Origin of the sequence: Flavobacterium orientale (assembly GCF_014638005.1) — a bacterium.
GTDB lineage: Bacteria > Bacteroidota > Bacteroidia > Flavobacteriales > Flavobacteriaceae > Flavobacterium > Flavobacterium orientale.
Genome location: NZ_BMFG01000002.1, coordinates 23,452 through 38,164 on the forward strand (window position 1 = coordinate 23,452; position 14,713 = coordinate 38,164).

The following is a 14,713-nucleotide window of genomic DNA, read 5'->3' on the forward strand; positions in this document are numbered from 1 at the left end:
ATGAAACGAGTTTTATATATTACGCTATTTTTTTTAACCCAATTAATTGGGGCTCAAAGTGTTTTTGACAAAGGAAACGAACACTACAGAAACGGAAATTATAATGAAGCAATTGCTGCTTATGAAAGTATCATTAAAGGCAAAAAAGAATCGTGTGATTTGTATTTTAATCTGGCGAATGCTTATTATAAATTAGATCAAGTTGGTCCGGCAATTTATTATTATGAAAAAGCACTGCAAATTAGTCCGAATGATAAAGACATTCAGAATAATTTAAAATTTGCTAAAAGCAAAACCATTGATGATATCAAAGAAATTCCAAAAGTGGGTTTTGAAAAATTCATACAAAACATAACTTCGTCGTTTCATTCTGATACTTGGGCAAAAATTGCTGTTGGATTTTCTGTGTTGTTTTTGTTGTTTTTTATTGGATATTATTTTTCGGAAACAACACTTTCAAAACGAATTTACTTCATCGGATTGTTTATTGTACCGTTTTTATTACTTCTTTCTGTTTTAGCAGCTTGGTTTGAAGAAAGCCAAGATCAAAAAGAGCGACCGGCAATTGTTTTCGCAGAAAAAACAACTGTTTTAAATGAGCCTCGAAACAATGCTACAGAAGCTTTTATTTTGCATGAAGGCACCAAAGTTTTTGTTTTGGAATCGTTAGACCAATGGAAAAAAATCCAACTTACCGACGAATCTGAAGGTTGGATTTTAAGTGAAGCAATTAAGGAGTTGAAGTAGTTTCTTCATAGAGTTCTTTCACGTCCTCAATCCATTGGGAGACCATTGGCATCATAAAAGCGGTGGTGTCTAAAATAGGTCTGTAAAAAATAGAGTTGTCTTGTTTTTCCACAGAAATCAATTGGTTGTCTACATTTATTTTTTGAACTAAATTCAAAACAATCCCAAGTAACAATGCTGTTTTTATTACACTGAAAACACCTCCGGCTAATTTATTTATCCAACCTAAAAAAGCAAAGCTGGCTATTTGTGTGAAAATTTTCGCCAATAAGTGAACGCCAATCACCACCAAAATCAATGTGATAACAAAAGAAGTAATTTGAATAGTTTGCGGATTCCAACTTACATAACCTTCCAAAAAACCTTTCACCAAATAGGAAAATTTAATAGCAATAAATACACCTAAAATAAAGGAGATGATCGAAGCAACTTCTACAAACAAACCGTTTTTAATACCTTGATACAATCCAATAATCAATAAAATTCCAATCGCAATATCCATTTTAAAAAAATAAGTTCACTAAAATAGTAATTTCAATTTAATAAGAAGCAACTTCTTATCTTTGCAAAAAAAATAGCGTAGTTGATTGAAGAAATAATTCTTCTATCTTACCGCTTTCAACTTCCCGCTTATGTCAAGAGATATTCAACTAAAAGAACGTTGGGAAAACGTTGTCACCATACTATCCAATCAATTTGCCGAAGGCGAAATGCTCGACTTAGACGCGATTATTTACTTAATCGGTGTTCAAGAATTGGGCAAAGTCAAAACAACCTTCAAAAAAGACGAGAAAATCGAGCTCATGCACATTGCTATTTGCCGATTATTAGAACCTTATGGTTACTATGAATTTGAATTTTTTGATAATGACGGTTGGCCACATTATAAAGTAAAAGAAGAATTGCCGCCACTTAAAGCCGGAGAACAAAGTGTTTTGATGAAAGATGCGATTGTGAATTATTTTTTGGAGAGAGCGTTAATAAAGTGATTGGTAATTAGCAACTAGTAATTAGTTGTTTGATAACACTATTTTAGGCTAATCACTAATTACTTTTTCACTAATCATTAAAAAAAACTAAATTTGCACCTTTACAGCACGAACGATGATAGATAAGATAAAAGAATACATTGGCGAAGCAGCCGCTTTTCAAACGGATAATAAAGAAACACTTGAGCAATTCCGAATTAAGTTTTTAGGAAGCAAAGGTCTGTTGAAAGACTTGTTTGCCGAATTTAAAAATGTTCCCAACGAACAGAAAAAGGAATTTGGTCAGGTAATCAATACGTTGAAAAATACGGCAGAGGAAAAAGTAAAAGCCATTCAGGAAATGCTGGAAAGCAAAGAAGAATCGGTTGGACTTTTCGGCGATTTAACGCGTCCGGGACAGCCTTTCCCAATTGGTTCCCGTCATCCTATTTCATTGGTGAAAAATCAAATTATTGATATTTTTTCAACCATCGGATTCAACGTTTCTGAAGGTCCGGAAATTGAAGACGATTGGCACAATTTTACCGCATTGAACCTTCCGGAATACCATCCGGCAAGAGATATGCAGGATACTTTTTTTATTCAAACCAATCCTGATGTTTTATTGCGAACGCACACTTCTTCGGTTCAGGTGCGATACATGGAAAACAACAAACCGCCAATCAGAACGATTTCTCCGGGACGAGTTTTCCGTAACGAAGCTGTTTCTTCCCGTTCACACTGTATTTTCCATCAAGTGGAAGGTTTGTATATTGATAAAGATGTTTCGTTTGCCGACTTAAAGCAAACACTTTTATATTTCACTAAAGAAATGTTCGGAAAGTCAAAAATTCGTTTGCGACCTTCTTATTTTCCATTTACGGAACCAAGTGCTGAGGTTGATATTTATTGGGGTTTAAAAACCGAAACCGATTACAGAATTACCAAAGGAACAGGTTGGTTGGAAATTATGGGTTGCGGAATGGTTGACCCGAATGTTTTGAAAAACTGCGGCATCAATCCGGATGAATTCAATGGTTTTGCTTTTGGTATGGGAATCGAGCGTATCGCGATGTTGTTATACCAAATTGGTGATATTAGAATGTTTTATGAAAACGATGTTCGTTTCTTGGAACAATTTAAAACAAGCATATAATTTTAACGGTTAAACCTGAAAGGTTTAAAAACGAAAACTAAATGCCTTTTTAGTAAAAACAAAACATGAAATCCGATATTACCATCCCAAAAGTAGAAAACGTCTTTTTAGCCGCCATTCAAGAATGGAGTGACGACTTTATGGAAAACATTTGGAATGTCTATCTGATTAACGACAGCGACTTCAAATTAGACAGCGTCATGGTGGTTTCAAAAGCTTTTGGAACAATTGATGGCGAAATGAAAAAAACGTCGTTATTACGTCATGCTTTCATTGAGATTGAATCGGTTTCGGCCGTAAAAATTGAAATGATTGAACCGAAAGTGTTGGCTTTAAATAACGAATTTATGGTTACGTTTTTTATCGGAAACACTTTGTATGACAAAAAATTTACCTTCAGAACCAATACCATCAACGAACGAGCTACGGAAGAAGTGCCGGTTTTGTTTAAGAATGGCGTGGTGGTGAAGTAACGTGTTTATTCTTCTTTCTTTAGTTTCACTTTTTCTTTCCAGCTGAAGTATCCTATAAAAAATACTCCAATCAGAATATACCCTAAATACCTTAAGTAATAAGCAAAACTTGAAATTTGATCATAAAACGAATTTTCTCGTAAATCAAATAGCGTCATAATCACACACATGACAGAACCCCAAATCAGTCCTGTTTTTAGTTGATATTTCCAACGTGAATTCATCTAATCCAACTTATCCGTTAATTTTTTAAACACTTTTTTTGGTTCTTTTCCTTCATACAAAATTTCATAAACCGCATCAATAATTGGTGTTTTAGCTCCATAATCTTGGTTTAGTTTATAAGCACTTTTAACGGCATAATAGCCTTCGGCAACCATACTCATTTCCATCATGGCACTTTTCACGGTGTAACCTTTTCCAATCATGTTTCCGAACATTCGGTTTCTTGAAAACACGGAATAGCCGGTTACCAATAAATCGCCCAAATAGGCAGAGTCATTGATATTTCGTTTCATTTTATGCACTTTTCGAATGAATTTTTTCATTTCGCGAATGGCATTACTCATCAATAACGCCTGAAAATTATCACCATAACCTAAACCGTGAGCCATTCCGGCTGCAATGGCATATATGTTTTTCAACATCGCGGCATATTCGGTTCCGATAATATCATCGGAAATTTTGGTTTTGATGTAATTGCTGTTTAAATTTTTGGCTACAATTTTTGCCTTTGAAGCATCAGCACAAGCAATTGTTAAATAAGAAAGACGTTCCAATGCTACTTCTTCTGCGTGACACGGTCCTGTAATCACGCCAATGTTTTCATACGGAATGTCGTATTGCTTATGAAAATGTTCGCCCACAATCAAAAAGGTTTCAGGAACAATTCCTTTGATGGCAGAAAAAATCACTTTATCGTTTAAAGATTCAGTCAATTTTTCCAATTCTGTATTTAAAAATGCAGATGGAATGGCAAATATTAAAATATCAGCATAACTAACCGCTTCATTAATATCTGTGGTAAGTTTTAATTTTTTAGTATCAAATTCAACCGAACTAAGGTAGTTCGGATTGTGCTTTTCGGTTTTTATATGGTCGATGGCGTTTTGATTTCGCATGTACCAACAAATTTCAGCTTGGTTAACGCACAACATTTTGGCAATTGCTGTCGCCCAGCTTCCGCCACCGATAACAGCAAATTTTGGAGATTCGTTCATTTGTTAGTTTGTTTGGAAAGGTAAATTTAACCTAAATTTTTAAAATCATACTTTAAAACCTGAATCAATTTGTCTGAAATAACTCTTTTTCCAATAGAGATTTGATTTTCATTAAATTGAGGTAAAGGTAGATTGAGTTCTTTAGCTTTATTGGTATAATATTCTTTTCTGGAAGGATGAAACGGAGCTACTGCATTAAATACGACATTCCAAATGCCTTTTTTAATAACTTTTTCAATGATTTTAATACAATCTTCTTGATGAATTAAGTTAATAGGAGCTTCCGGATTTTCAATATTGTTTTTTCCTGATAAAAATTTTACCGGATGACGATCTTTACCAATTAATCCTCCAAAACGGAGAATTGTGGTTTGGAAGTTTTTATTCTTTAAAAGTAAATTTTCTGAAATGAGCAATTGTTTTCCGCTTTCGGTTTCCGGTTTTGGATGGGTTTCTTCGGTTATAACTTGATTTTCATCTGCATAAACCGAAGTGGAACTTACAAAAAGCACTTTTTTAACCGAAGATTTTTCGATGAACGGAATAAAATTTTCTATTTTTTCAACAAAATTTTCTCCTGAATTTCCTCGTAATTTTGGTGGAATATTAATAATTAAAATTTCAGAATTTTCTAGAAAAGCACCTATTTCCAGTTGAGTTTCCTTCGCTTTAAGCGAAATTAAAAAAGGTGAAATACCTTCTTTTTGAAGCAATTCCAATTTTGATTCAGTTGTTGTTGAACCTTTCACGGAGTAGCCATTTTGAAGTAATTGCTTCGCCAAAGGCATACCCAACCAGCCACAACCTAAAATACTAATTTGTTTCAAGACTATCTTTTTGAGTGATTAAAGTATCGGTTGTTGTTTCAATAGTTTCTAGAATTTCAACTTGTTTGGGAGCCGATTTTTTAATTTTCTTTTTAACAACAATCGCATCATTCAACACAAATGGCATCGGAATAAAAGCATCCGGTCTTTTTGGAATGCTAAACATTGGATTTTCCAACAAATCAAATGATGAAAGCATTACATTCATATCCAATTCCATATCTTTTTGAATTTGAAACTGCAACGTCAATGGTTTGTTGTTGATGGGATAATAATTTATCAAATTTGATTTTTTTCGTTTGTAAAAGCTTCCTTCTTGGTTTATGTTTTTAAGTCCATTGGCCTTTAAATTATGAAATTTTAAATTTTCATGAGCAAAAACATCTATACGGTTTACGGTTCTATTGGCTTTGATTTCCAATGTTATAGCTCTGTAATCGCCAATTGTTGTGTCTCTTAAGAAAGTAAAAATTGGTTTCGCAATATTTTTATTTGGAGCTTCCGCCATATAACTGAATCCGGAATTGTATTTGCTTCCAACAGAGTTGGTGTTTAATTCGGTAGCTTCTTTTGGATTTTCACCTAAATAATTTTTTGTCCAAGAATCTAAAACTTTGTCATAGGTTGTCCAATAATTTTTGTTTTCATCGGCATCAACAACATAAAGTAAACTGTTAGGTTTTCCTTTTCCTTTTTCAAAATCACTATCTAAATGAGCTTTTATAAAAAAACCAAAGGCAATAACAAAACACAACCAGCCCCAACCTTGTTTTTTTGAAAAAGCTCCAAAAACAGGAACTAATAATGAAAATAAGAGCACCACAAAAACAGCACTTCCTGAAAGCATTTTTAGACCTAAACCAATTGGAAATAATTGAATGAAGGGAGCTAAAATCGCCATGGCAGGAATGCTCAACAGAATGTTTGTTAGTGCATTTGATTTTGATTTTACTATTGAAATGGCTAAAATCAATAAACCAAAATAAACGGGAATTATAAAGAATGAGGCACCTTCTAAAAAGATAACCAATGCTAAATTAAGTAAAAGCCATAAAAATAAAGGAGCAATAAATAAACTTAGAGCATTTTTTTTGGTAGCAAATTTTGAGTACAACCAAAAACTAATCGCTAAACTTAGAAAGATGAAAGTCATGATATAGCTATGGCCATTATAGGTAAAACCATGAAGCATGTCTTTGTATTGCGGATACAAACCACCGATTGATTTCCAACCTAAAAAAGTAACAACTCCTGCAATGATTAGCGAACCCAACAAAGGCACAAATCCTTTAACAATGTCGCGGGAGTCTAAAATATGTTTGCCTAATCCAATTGTTACTACACCAATAAAAATAAGAAAAGCAACAAGTAACAAAGGAATATTCCAACTAAATGGATAATGAATAAATCCGAAAGGAACATTAAAATAAACATGATCTTCGTCTGATTTTAAATTGCTTAAATCTGCATTTGAAAAATGTAATAGCAAAGGCATCAAATAAGTAGCTTGATGTTCTAAGCATTCCGGCGTAAAATTTTCAAAATTATCTTGAACAGTGTGGTAATCAAAATGGTCATCAATGTAGGCGAAATTAAATCCCGGGATGTCGGCTTTCTCTCTAAATGCTGTCAAATCCGTATCATTAGGAAGCATTTTATAAATGCTGTACATTAAAGAATTAGACACCGGAAATTTTGTTTTGGCTTCAGAAAATCCTTTGATTAGATTTGAATTGCCGCCATTTATTTCTGCCAACATCATGGACGGTCCTTTGGTTCCGCGAGCTTCAAAGTTTAACACTAAGCCTACATCTTTTGCCCAAGGATGTTCGGAAACAAAAGCATAAGCACCGTTTAATCCCAATTCTTCGGCATCTGAAAAAACAATAATTATATCATTTTTGTGTGGTGTTTTGTTGTGAAGAAACACGCGAATTCCTTCAAGAATTGTGGCCAACCCGTTAGCATCATCACTTGCACCATACGATTTTGAATGAGGAGCACTATCATAATGAGTTAATAAAACTATGGCTTTTGACGATTCAGCCCCTTTTATTCTTGCAATTAAATTTTTAGTTTCAACCAAATTATTCCATTTACTTAAAACAGCACTTTCTTGAATTTGCGTTTCAAGCCCCAATTTTTTTAATTCAAGATCAAGATATTCCAACACGTTTTTATGATAGGGACTGCCTACATAATGGGGTTCTTTTGAAATAACTTCAATATGTTTTAACGCTCGCTCTGTTGAAAATTCTGTAAGCGGTTCACTTGCTTTGGAATAACCATGCGGCATCATTCTGTAGAAAATGAAGGCAAGTATTCCAATAATTAAAAGTGCCGAAAGCAATGAAGTGGAATTTTTTTTCATTGGTTAAGTTGGGTTGGTTTTTGGTTAGTTGTCTTTTTTGACCAACATATAATAATCATTTTCTAATGCAAGATATCCTTGGTCATATAAAAAATGATAGGTATTGCCGGTTTTTGTGTGTAAAATTGAAGTGAAATAGTCAAAATCAAAACCCTTACTTAAGAGTTTTGATTTGGTGGTTTTACTTTTTCCTTCGATATTTAACTCACACAAAATTCGGTAATTTTTGCGTAACTTGTTGTTGATGTTTCGCATTAAATTCGTACTGTCTTTGTTCATCTTGTTGTTGTAGGCATTTCTACAACCATCGCTGCAAAACTTTTTGTCTTCGCGACCAATTATTTTTTCGTCACATTCTAAACAGTTTTTCATAAGCTCGTTATTTCAACTTCTTAATACTATATAAATCGTGTCTTCTGTCTTTTAAGATTCGCACGGTTCCAAATTCATGCAATTGTTTTAATAAATCCAAATCAACATCAACAATCAACGTCATTTCTGTATTTGGGGTGGCTTCAGCTTTGACACCATTACTTGGAAAAGCAAAATCAGAAGGTGTAAAAACCGCCGATTGAGCATATTGAATATCCATGTTATTTACTTTTGGTAGGTTTCCAACACAACCAGCAATTGCCACATAACATTCGTTTTCAATGGCTCGCGATTGAGCACAATGTTTCACTCGTGTATAGCCATTTTGAGTGTCGGTTAAAAACGGAACGAAAAGAATATTCATTCCTTCATCGGCCATTAATCGTGATAATTCGGGGAATTCTACATCATAACAAATCATGATGCCAATTTTCCCACAGTCGGTATCAAACGTTTTTATTTGTGAACCGCCTTTCATCCCCCAATGTAAAGTTTCATTTGGCGTGATGTGAATTTTGGTGTACATTTCATTGGTTCCGTCACGCTTACATAAAAAACCTACATTATAAAGAATGCCATTTTCCATATAAGGCATACTTCCGGTTATGATATTGATGTTGTAGGATATGGCATATTCTTGAAATCTTTTACGAATGGGTTCGGAATGCTTTGCTAATTCACGAATAGCATCGGCTTCAGAGAGATGGTTGTAATCAGCCATCAAAGGAGCGGTAAACAATTCAGGGAAAAGGGCAAAATCACTACCGTAACCGGAAACTACATCAATAAAAAATTCGGCTTGTTCAAAGAGTTGTTCTAAGTTGTTCAACGGACGCATTTGCCATTGAATTAAACCCAATCGGATAACGCTTTTTTTAAGATTAATTAAGTTCGGACTTTCATCATAATAAATGTTGTTCCATTCCATCAAAACCGCATATTCGTTGGAGCTTTTATCACCAACCAAATAATTTTTCATGATTTTCTTTACGTGAAAATCATTGCTGATTTGAAACGATAAAACAGGATCATATAGCTCCTTTTGTTTTACTTTTTCAATATATTGTTTTGGAGAAAACTCCTCCATGTAATCAATGTAATTTGGAATTCTTCCGGCAAAAATGATTGATTTTAAATTTAATTGTTCACACAATTCTTTTCTGGCATCATACAATCTTCTTCCTAATCGTAGACCGCGATATTTTGGATGAATGAAAACATCAATACCATATAAAACTTCACCAAACGGATTATGTGTGTCAAAACTATAATTTCCTGTAATTTGAGCGTAGGTGTGATTGGCAATTACTTTCTTATAATCAATTATCAGTGATAAAGCAGAACCAACCACTTTATCATCCACCAAAACCACGAGTTGTCCTTCTGGGAAAATGGAGAGTAATTTTTCAATATGATGTTCTTTCCAATAGGAATTTTCTAATTCGCTATAAGCTTCCATCATTGAGTTTTTCAACTCTTTGTAATCTTCAATCTGTAAATTTCGTAGTTCAATTTTATTAATTGTCTCTTGCATATTTCTCTGTTTTTGTGCAAGATACAAAAATTAATTTCCGTTTGCAAACGTTTACAAACATTTACAACCGAAAGTAAGTGTTTTTAAACCGAATAAAATTTGCAAGCTGTCACAACTTTGTCCTGTCGAAATGAAACAACATAAATTTTAAATCGACAATCATACATTTATAAACCAATTAAATTTTAAACGCCATGAATGCATTACAAAACAGAGTACAATTAATCGGACACGTAGGTAAAGACCCAATCATCAAAGAATTTGAAAGTGGGAAAAAATTAGCCAACTTAACATTAGCCACCAATGATGTTTATGTTAGTAAAAAAGGAGATCAAGTAGAACAAACCCAATGGCACAATATTGTAGCTTGGGGAAAAACTGCAGAAACAATTGAAAAGTTTGTTGAAAAAGGAAAAAAAATCGGAATTACCGGTAAACTTACATCAAGATCTTATGATGATAAAGAAGGCAACAAACGATATGTGACAGAAGTAGTTATAAATGAATTGCTTTTGATGAAATAAGCCTTTCAAAATTCGATAGCAATTACAATATCAAAAATCAATAGAATCTGAAACGAGTTCAGATTAAAACTTTAAAAATTATACGCCATGAACACAATGAAAAACAGAGTACAATTAATCGGTCATGTTGGAAATGACCCTGAAGTAAAAACTTTTGAAGGTGGTAAAGTTGCTAATTTATCAATTGCAACCCACGAGTATTTTACCAACAAAAAAGGTGAAAAAGTAGAAGAAACCCATTGGCATAAAATTGTTGCTTTTGGAAAATCAGCAGAGATCATCGAAAAGTTTGTTGTTAAAGGAAAAGAAATCGCCATTGAAGGAAAATTATCATCAAAAAGTTATGATGATAAAGAAGGGAACAAACGTTATATCACAGAAGTTGTAGTAAGCGATTTGATGTTATTAGGAAAGCCAAATTAACCACAAAAACCAAAAAATTATGAATGTAAAACATTTCAGAGTTCGAGTAAGTGGGGAGCATTTGCAGAACGATCAAAACGCCATCAATCAATTTTTGAATGAGGTAACGGTACAAAAAACAGCTACAAACTTTATAGCCGGTATGATAGATTATTGGTCAGTATTGGTTTTTTATGAGCCAAAAATTTTAAAACCAAGAGAATCCAAAGAAAGTGAGAAAGTGTCTGTTTTGAATTATGATGAATTAAGTCAAGAAGAAAAAAACACGTTAAGTTCATTGAAAAGTTGGAGAACAGAAAAATCGTCAAAATTGGGATTACCACAATATATGATTTGCCATAATTCAGAATTGATGACGATTGCTAAAATTCGGCCCCATTCAATTGATGAGTTGAAACGAATCAAAGGTTTTGGAGAAAATAAAATCTCCAGATACGGGAATGACATCATCTCTTTGTTACAAGCCAGTTAAATTTTTAAAAACATCTGCTCCGGCAGATGTTTTTTTTGTATATTTAAAGTTCTAATATTAAAACACTTAGCCATGGGTATCAAAAGTTATCAAGGAGAAATGATTGGAAAAACAGCTCCGGAGCAAGAAAAAATATGTGTTGAAAACTATATGAACAGGGCGGTTGTGAGTTTTTCTGCTTCTCAAAACATTCTGGAAGTGATGGATGCAATTGTAAAAAATGGCATTTCAGGCGGTCCAATTGTCTCAGAAAATAACGAAGTTATTGGAATCATTTCTGAGGGAGATTGCATCAAACAAATTTCAGAAAGTAAGTATTATAATCTTCCAATGGATGATATGAGTGTGCAACGTTTTATGACTCCAAACGTAATTTGTGTTGCTCCCGATGAAAATTTACTAGACGTAGCCAATAAATTTTTATCCACAAAAAAACGAAATTTCCCTGTGGTTCATCAAGGTAAATTAATTGGTTTGATTAGTCAAAAAAATGTATTGAAAGCGGTTTTACAGTGGTCGGGTTCCAATTGGCATATTGCCAATCAATAATAAAACTCTTTTGCTATTCTGAATGTGTTTGCATGAGCTTCAACGATTGTTTTGAGTTCTGGCGAATAACCACCTCCCATGCTTACTTGAATCGGAATTTCATGTTTTTTACACAATTCAAAAACAAGGGCATCTCTTCTTTTGCAACCTTCAATAGAGCAGGAAAGCTTTCCTAGTTTGTCGGTTTTTAAAATATCAACACCCGCTAAGTAAAATATAAAATCAGGTTTTTGTTGATTACTAATTTTAGGTAATGTCTCTGTAAGTATTTCTAAATATTTCTCATCAGTAGTTCCGTCTGCCAAAGCAATATCCAAATCTGACACTTCTTTTTTAAACGGATAGTTGGATTTTCCATGCATGGAAAAAGTAAAAACCGATGGGTTGTTTTGAAAAATTTCTGCTGTTCCATTTCCTTGATGAACATCCAAATCAACTATTAAAATGCTTTTTGCCAATTGATGATCTAACAGATATTGAGCCGCAATGGCTTGATCATTTAACAAACAAAAAGCCTCACCACGATTGGTATATGCATGATGTGTTCCTCCAGCAATATTAAAAGATATTCCGGCTTCAAAAGCTTTTTTTGCCCCTATGATGGTGCCTTCGGCAATTCGCAATTCCCGTTCAACCAATACGGATGACAAGGGGAAACCAATTTTTCGAACGGCTCTTGGTTCTAAGCTCAATTGCAACAAATCTGAGACATATTCTTTTGAATGCACTGCCAAAACTGATTTCAAATCGCAGCGTTCCGGTTCAAAAAAATCAGATGAAACGGCAGTTCCTTCATGCATTAATTGTTGGGGTAACAATTCATATTTCATCATCGGAAAGCGATGACCTTCAGGTAATGGATGCTTGTAAATGGGATGAAAAGCAATAGGAAACATTAATCTTCAAATTTTCTAAAAACGAATTCATTTGTTTTCCAATCTTTATATCCTAAAACAAAATGACTTCCTCTTTTAAAAAAAACAATTGTTGAAGACTCCTTATTGTTATCTATAAAATTCATTAGTTTGTCCATTCCTGTAGCTTGAACAGCACGCGTAATAGGATTTAAATTTTGATCGAATAAGGCGTCAAATGAAACACTTTTGTATTTGTATCCATTTTTATTGTTATAAAAGTAAGATTCATAACCTCCTTCGCCATTTAGAATCAAAATTCCATTTATGGCTAAATCAGCCAATAATCCCCAACCGGGACTCTTTTCCTTACTGCTGATGCCACCCATGGTAACCAAATAATTGGAGTGGTTTTTGTAAACCGAAATTGCAGGATTAGTTTTGTGTAGTCGTTTAAGAAATGATTTTGTATTTTTAATTTTTACGGGTTGATCAGTCTCTGAATTTTCATATCTGAACTCCGAATTTTTAAAATTAATGGATTCTTTTAGGTTTACTTTATGTTCTTTTAAAATTTCGCCTTTTAAATTTTTAATGGAAAAAGCAAATTCATTTGAATTAGAAACTTGTTCAAAAATGAGTCCATCCATAAAATAACTATTGTTTTTATAGCTACCATTTAATGGGGAAACAGGAATTTTATAATCGGTTACACTTGCACTTTTTGAATCAAACTCAAGAACATGTGTAAAATTACTGTTGTAATTCAGTAGCAAATAATACTTGTCATCATGGAAAAAAAGTTTTCGCTTAACATAAGAATCCATCAAGGTAAAAGGATAATTATTTTCAAAAGACATTATTGGAAAAGGTGATAAATCATCGTCTTTTTTATTAAAAAAAACCGCTTTTAAGGATAGCGATTTATTGTCATTATCTGTAAATTGAATTTTTGACAGATCAAATTTTCTTGTTTCAGGAGCATCCAAATTTTTAAATGTAAAGCTCACGATTTCATTTTTAGTCTCTTCAAAAGTTAAAACATGAAACGATTGTTCAGCGTTAAAACAAGTTATTATATTTTCATTGTTTATTTTAAAATCAAATGGGTCTTTTCGGAATATTTTATTTTCAAAATCAACAACAATCCTAATAATGGATTGAAAATTATCTTTTGTTGTAAACAAGGTTATTTCTTCCTCTTCAAAACTATGTCCAACAATATATTCTTCTTTTTTTAATTCAATTTTTGCTGATATGGAATCTGTTTTTCTGAATCCTACACTAAATTTATACGTAACAATCTCATTTGGATAGTGAAGAAGCATATACGATTCATGGTTTCTTTCATCAACAAAAGGATAAATAGAAACAATGGAATCCTTGTTTTGTTGAATTGAAAACGAATTCAGAACTTTTTGCGAAAAAGTGACACAAGAGATTCCAAAAACAAATAAAAAAGTCAATATGGTTTTCATGAAAGGAAACTTTAAAATTAAAGTAACTTTATCTTTATTCAATTTGTTAGTAACGGAATGATTTGGGTAATATTTTCAAATGATTTAAAATTGGGATGATTGATTTCAAAGTCAATTTTTTCATATTCCCATGTGGTGTGATATGGAATATGAATGGCGTGACCACCAATATTCAAAACCGGCAAAACATCTGATTTTAAGGAGTTGCCAATCATAACAAAATTATTGGGTTCGATATCTAAACGGCCCAACATTTTTTTATAATCCACATCTGTTTTGTCACTCATGACTTCAATATGGTGAAAATAATGTCCGATTCCTGAATCATGAAGTTTTCGGTGTTGGTCTTTTAAATCACCTTTTGTGGCCACGATTAATTTGTGTTTTCCGTTTAGTTGTTGCAAAACACTTTCAACTTCCGGTAATAATTCTACCGGTTTTTGCAATAATTCTCTTCCAATCTGTATGACTTTTGCAATGTTTTGACCGGAAATCGATTGGTTCGTCAATTCCAAAGCCGAATCAATCATGGATAACGTAAACGCTTTTATGCCAAAACCATATAAAGGTAAATTTTTGATTTGATGGTTTAATATCAATCCAAGAATTTCCTGTTTTGAGGCAAAATCCTGAAACAACTCACAAAAGCGTTCTTGAGCTTCGTCAAAATAAGGTTCGTTGTGCCATAAGGTATCGTCGGCGTCAAAAGCGATTATAGTTGGGGTCATTTGATCTTTATTATGGG

Annotated in this window: 18 protein-coding genes; 8 read left to right on the plus strand and 10 right to left on the minus strand. The window is 33.2% G+C overall.

Annotated features, from left to right (window positions below; all coding sequences use genetic code 11):
• The gene (locus IEV15_RS02600; RefSeq protein WP_188360950.1) at positions 1–747 is read left to right on the plus strand and encodes a tetratricopeptide repeat protein; all 747 of its coding nucleotides are present in this window, start codon (positions 1–3) and stop codon (positions 745–747) included.
• On the opposite strand, the gene IEV15_RS02605 is transcribed toward IEV15_RS02600, so the two are convergent.
• Positions 731–1,249, minus strand: coding sequence for a CvpA family protein (locus tag IEV15_RS02605; protein WP_188360951.1), 519 nt, complete (start codon positions 1,247–1,249; stop codon positions 731–733). The genes IEV15_RS02600 and IEV15_RS02605 overlap by 17 nt on opposite strands.
• A 130-nt stretch (positions 1,250–1,379) precedes the next feature.
• Between IEV15_RS02605 and IEV15_RS02610 the strand changes: the two genes are divergently transcribed.
• The 3 genes from IEV15_RS02610 to IEV15_RS02620 all read left to right on the plus strand — a co-directional run bounded on the left by IEV15_RS02610 (position 1,380) and on the right by IEV15_RS02620 (position 3,344).
• Complete coding sequence (locus IEV15_RS02610) at positions 1,380–1,736, plus strand: hypothetical protein (protein ID WP_188360952.1); 357 nt, start codon at positions 1,380–1,382, stop codon at positions 1,734–1,736.
• Between the two features lie 115 nt (positions 1,737–1,851).
• On the plus strand, positions 1,852–2,871 hold the full coding sequence (gene pheS, locus IEV15_RS02615; RefSeq protein ID WP_188360953.1) for a phenylalanine--tRNA ligase subunit alpha: 1,020 nt from the start codon (positions 1,852–1,854) through the stop codon (positions 2,869–2,871).
• Between the two features lie 65 nt (positions 2,872–2,936).
• The gene (locus tag IEV15_RS02620; protein WP_188360954.1) at positions 2,937–3,344 is read left to right on the plus strand and encodes a hypothetical protein; all 408 of its coding nucleotides are present in this window, start codon (positions 2,937–2,939) and stop codon (positions 3,342–3,344) included.
• Between the two features lie 5 nt (positions 3,345–3,349).
• Here IEV15_RS02620 and IEV15_RS02625 read toward each other — a convergent pair whose 3' ends face one another.
• From IEV15_RS02625 to IEV15_RS02650, 6 genes are read right to left on the minus strand one after another with little or no spacing between them, the layout of a single operon-like run.
• On the minus strand, positions 3,350–3,568 hold the full coding sequence (locus IEV15_RS02625) for a hypothetical protein (protein ID WP_188360955.1): 219 nt from the start codon (positions 3,566–3,568) through the stop codon (positions 3,350–3,352).
• Entirely contained in the window at positions 3,569–4,564 is a 996-nt protein-coding gene (locus IEV15_RS02630; RefSeq protein WP_188360956.1) for an NAD(P)H-dependent glycerol-3-phosphate dehydrogenase, read from the minus strand.
• A gap of 26 nt (positions 4,565–4,590) precedes the next feature.
• A complete protein-coding gene (locus IEV15_RS02635; protein WP_188360957.1) occupies positions 4,591–5,391 on the minus strand; it encodes an NAD(P)H-binding protein in 801 nt (266 codons plus the stop codon).
• Complete coding sequence (locus tag IEV15_RS02640; protein ID WP_188360958.1) at positions 5,378–7,762, minus strand: M28 family peptidase; 2,385 nt, start codon at positions 7,760–7,762, stop codon at positions 5,378–5,380. Before IEV15_RS02640 ends, IEV15_RS02635 begins: the two co-directional genes overlap by 14 nt.
• A gap of 24 nt (positions 7,763–7,786) precedes the next feature.
• On the minus strand, positions 7,787–8,134 hold the full coding sequence (locus tag IEV15_RS02645) for a hypothetical protein (RefSeq protein ID WP_188360959.1): 348 nt from the start codon (positions 8,132–8,134) through the stop codon (positions 7,787–7,789).
• Positions 8,135–8,141: 7 nt separating this feature from the next.
• Positions 8,142–9,668 (minus strand): bifunctional GNAT family N-acetyltransferase/carbon-nitrogen hydrolase family protein, encoded by a 1,527-nt coding sequence (locus IEV15_RS02650; protein ID WP_188360960.1) that lies wholly within the window; start codon positions 9,666–9,668, stop codon positions 8,142–8,144.
• Between the two features lie 194 nt (positions 9,669–9,862).
• On the opposite strand from IEV15_RS02650, the gene IEV15_RS02655 reads away from it, so the two are divergent.
• The 4 genes from IEV15_RS02655 to IEV15_RS02670 all read left to right on the plus strand — a co-directional run bounded on the left by IEV15_RS02655 (position 9,863) and on the right by IEV15_RS02670 (position 11,636).
• Entirely contained in the window at positions 9,863–10,192 is a 330-nt protein-coding gene (locus IEV15_RS02655) for a single-stranded DNA-binding protein (RefSeq protein WP_188360961.1), read from the plus strand.
• A 96-nt stretch (positions 10,193–10,288) separates the two neighbouring features.
• Positions 10,289–10,615, plus strand: coding sequence for a single-stranded DNA-binding protein (locus IEV15_RS02660; protein WP_188361338.1), 327 nt, complete (start codon positions 10,289–10,291; stop codon positions 10,613–10,615).
• Positions 10,616–10,634: 19 nt separating this feature from the next.
• A complete protein-coding gene (locus IEV15_RS02665) occupies positions 10,635–11,087 on the plus strand; it encodes an HRDC domain-containing protein (protein WP_188360962.1) in 453 nt (150 codons plus the stop codon).
• Between the two features lie 72 nt (positions 11,088–11,159).
• Positions 11,160–11,636, plus strand: a complete 477-nt coding sequence (locus tag IEV15_RS02670; protein ID WP_188360963.1) for a CBS domain-containing protein — start codon at positions 11,160–11,162, stop codon at positions 11,634–11,636.
• Here IEV15_RS02670 and IEV15_RS02675 read toward each other — a convergent pair.
• The 3 genes from IEV15_RS02675 to IEV15_RS02685 are packed head-to-tail and all read right to left on the minus strand — an operon-like array spanning position 11,630 to position 14,696.
• Entirely contained in the window at positions 11,630–12,532 is a 903-nt protein-coding gene (locus IEV15_RS02675) for a histone deacetylase family protein (RefSeq protein ID WP_188360964.1), read from the minus strand. The genes IEV15_RS02670 and IEV15_RS02675 overlap by 7 nt on opposite strands.
• Positions 12,532–13,968 (minus strand): hypothetical protein, encoded by a 1,437-nt coding sequence (locus IEV15_RS02680; RefSeq protein WP_188360965.1) that lies wholly within the window; start codon positions 13,966–13,968, stop codon positions 12,532–12,534. The genes IEV15_RS02675 and IEV15_RS02680 overlap by 1 nt, the downstream gene beginning before the upstream one ends.
• Positions 13,969–14,006: 38 nt before the next feature.
• On the minus strand, positions 14,007–14,696 hold the full coding sequence (locus tag IEV15_RS02685; protein ID WP_188360966.1) for an HAD family hydrolase: 690 nt from the start codon (positions 14,694–14,696) through the stop codon (positions 14,007–14,009).
• Positions 14,697–14,713: the final 17 nt, after the last annotated feature.

What these genes read in the sequence shown, in the direction of transcription:
- IEV15_RS02600 (WP_188360950.1), top strand. Translation starts at nt 1, where the DNA reads ATGAAACGAGTTTTATATATTACGCTATTTTTTTTAACCCAATTAATT.
- IEV15_RS02605 (WP_188360951.1), bottom strand. Translation starts at nt 1,249, where the DNA reads ATGGATATTGCGATTGGAATTTTATTGATTATTGGATTGTATCAAGGT.
- IEV15_RS02610 (WP_188360952.1), top strand. Translation starts at nt 1,380, where the DNA reads ATGTCAAGAGATATTCAACTAAAAGAACGTTGGGAAAACGTTGTCACC.
- pheS (WP_188360953.1), top strand. Translation starts at nt 1,852, where the DNA reads ATGATAGATAAGATAAAAGAATACATTGGCGAAGCAGCCGCTTTTCAA.
- IEV15_RS02620 (WP_188360954.1), top strand. Translation starts at nt 2,937, where the DNA reads ATGAAATCCGATATTACCATCCCAAAAGTAGAAAACGTCTTTTTAGCC.
- IEV15_RS02625 (WP_188360955.1), bottom strand. Translation starts at nt 3,568, where the DNA reads ATGAATTCACGTTGGAAATATCAACTAAAAACAGGACTGATTTGGGGT.
- IEV15_RS02630 (WP_188360956.1), bottom strand. Translation starts at nt 4,564, where the DNA reads ATGAACGAATCTCCAAAATTTGCTGTTATCGGTGGCGGAAGCTGGGCG.
- IEV15_RS02640 (WP_188360958.1), bottom strand. Translation starts at nt 7,762, where the DNA reads ATGAAAAAAAATTCCACTTCATTGCTTTCGGCACTTTTAATTATTGGA.
- IEV15_RS02645 (WP_188360959.1), bottom strand. Translation starts at nt 8,134, where the DNA reads ATGAAAAACTGTTTAGAATGTGACGAAAAAATAATTGGTCGCGAAGAC.
- IEV15_RS02650 (WP_188360960.1), bottom strand. Translation starts at nt 9,668, where the DNA reads ATGCAAGAGACAATTAATAAAATTGAACTACGAAATTTACAGATTGAA.
- IEV15_RS02655 (WP_188360961.1), top strand. Translation starts at nt 9,863, where the DNA reads ATGAATGCATTACAAAACAGAGTACAATTAATCGGACACGTAGGTAAA.
- IEV15_RS02660 (WP_188361338.1), top strand. Translation starts at nt 10,289, where the DNA reads ATGAAAAACAGAGTACAATTAATCGGTCATGTTGGAAATGACCCTGAA.
- IEV15_RS02665 (WP_188360962.1), top strand. Translation starts at nt 10,635, where the DNA reads ATGAATGTAAAACATTTCAGAGTTCGAGTAAGTGGGGAGCATTTGCAG.
- IEV15_RS02670 (WP_188360963.1), top strand. Translation starts at nt 11,160, where the DNA reads ATGGGTATCAAAAGTTATCAAGGAGAAATGATTGGAAAAACAGCTCCG.
- IEV15_RS02675 (WP_188360964.1), bottom strand. Translation starts at nt 12,532, where the DNA reads ATGTTTCCTATTGCTTTTCATCCCATTTACAAGCATCCATTACCTGAA.
- IEV15_RS02680 (WP_188360965.1), bottom strand. Translation starts at nt 13,968, where the DNA reads ATGAAAACCATATTGACTTTTTTATTTGTTTTTGGAATCTCTTGTGTC.
- IEV15_RS02685 (WP_188360966.1), bottom strand. Translation starts at nt 14,696, where the DNA reads ATGACCCCAACTATAATCGCTTTTGACGCCGACGATACCTTATGGCAC.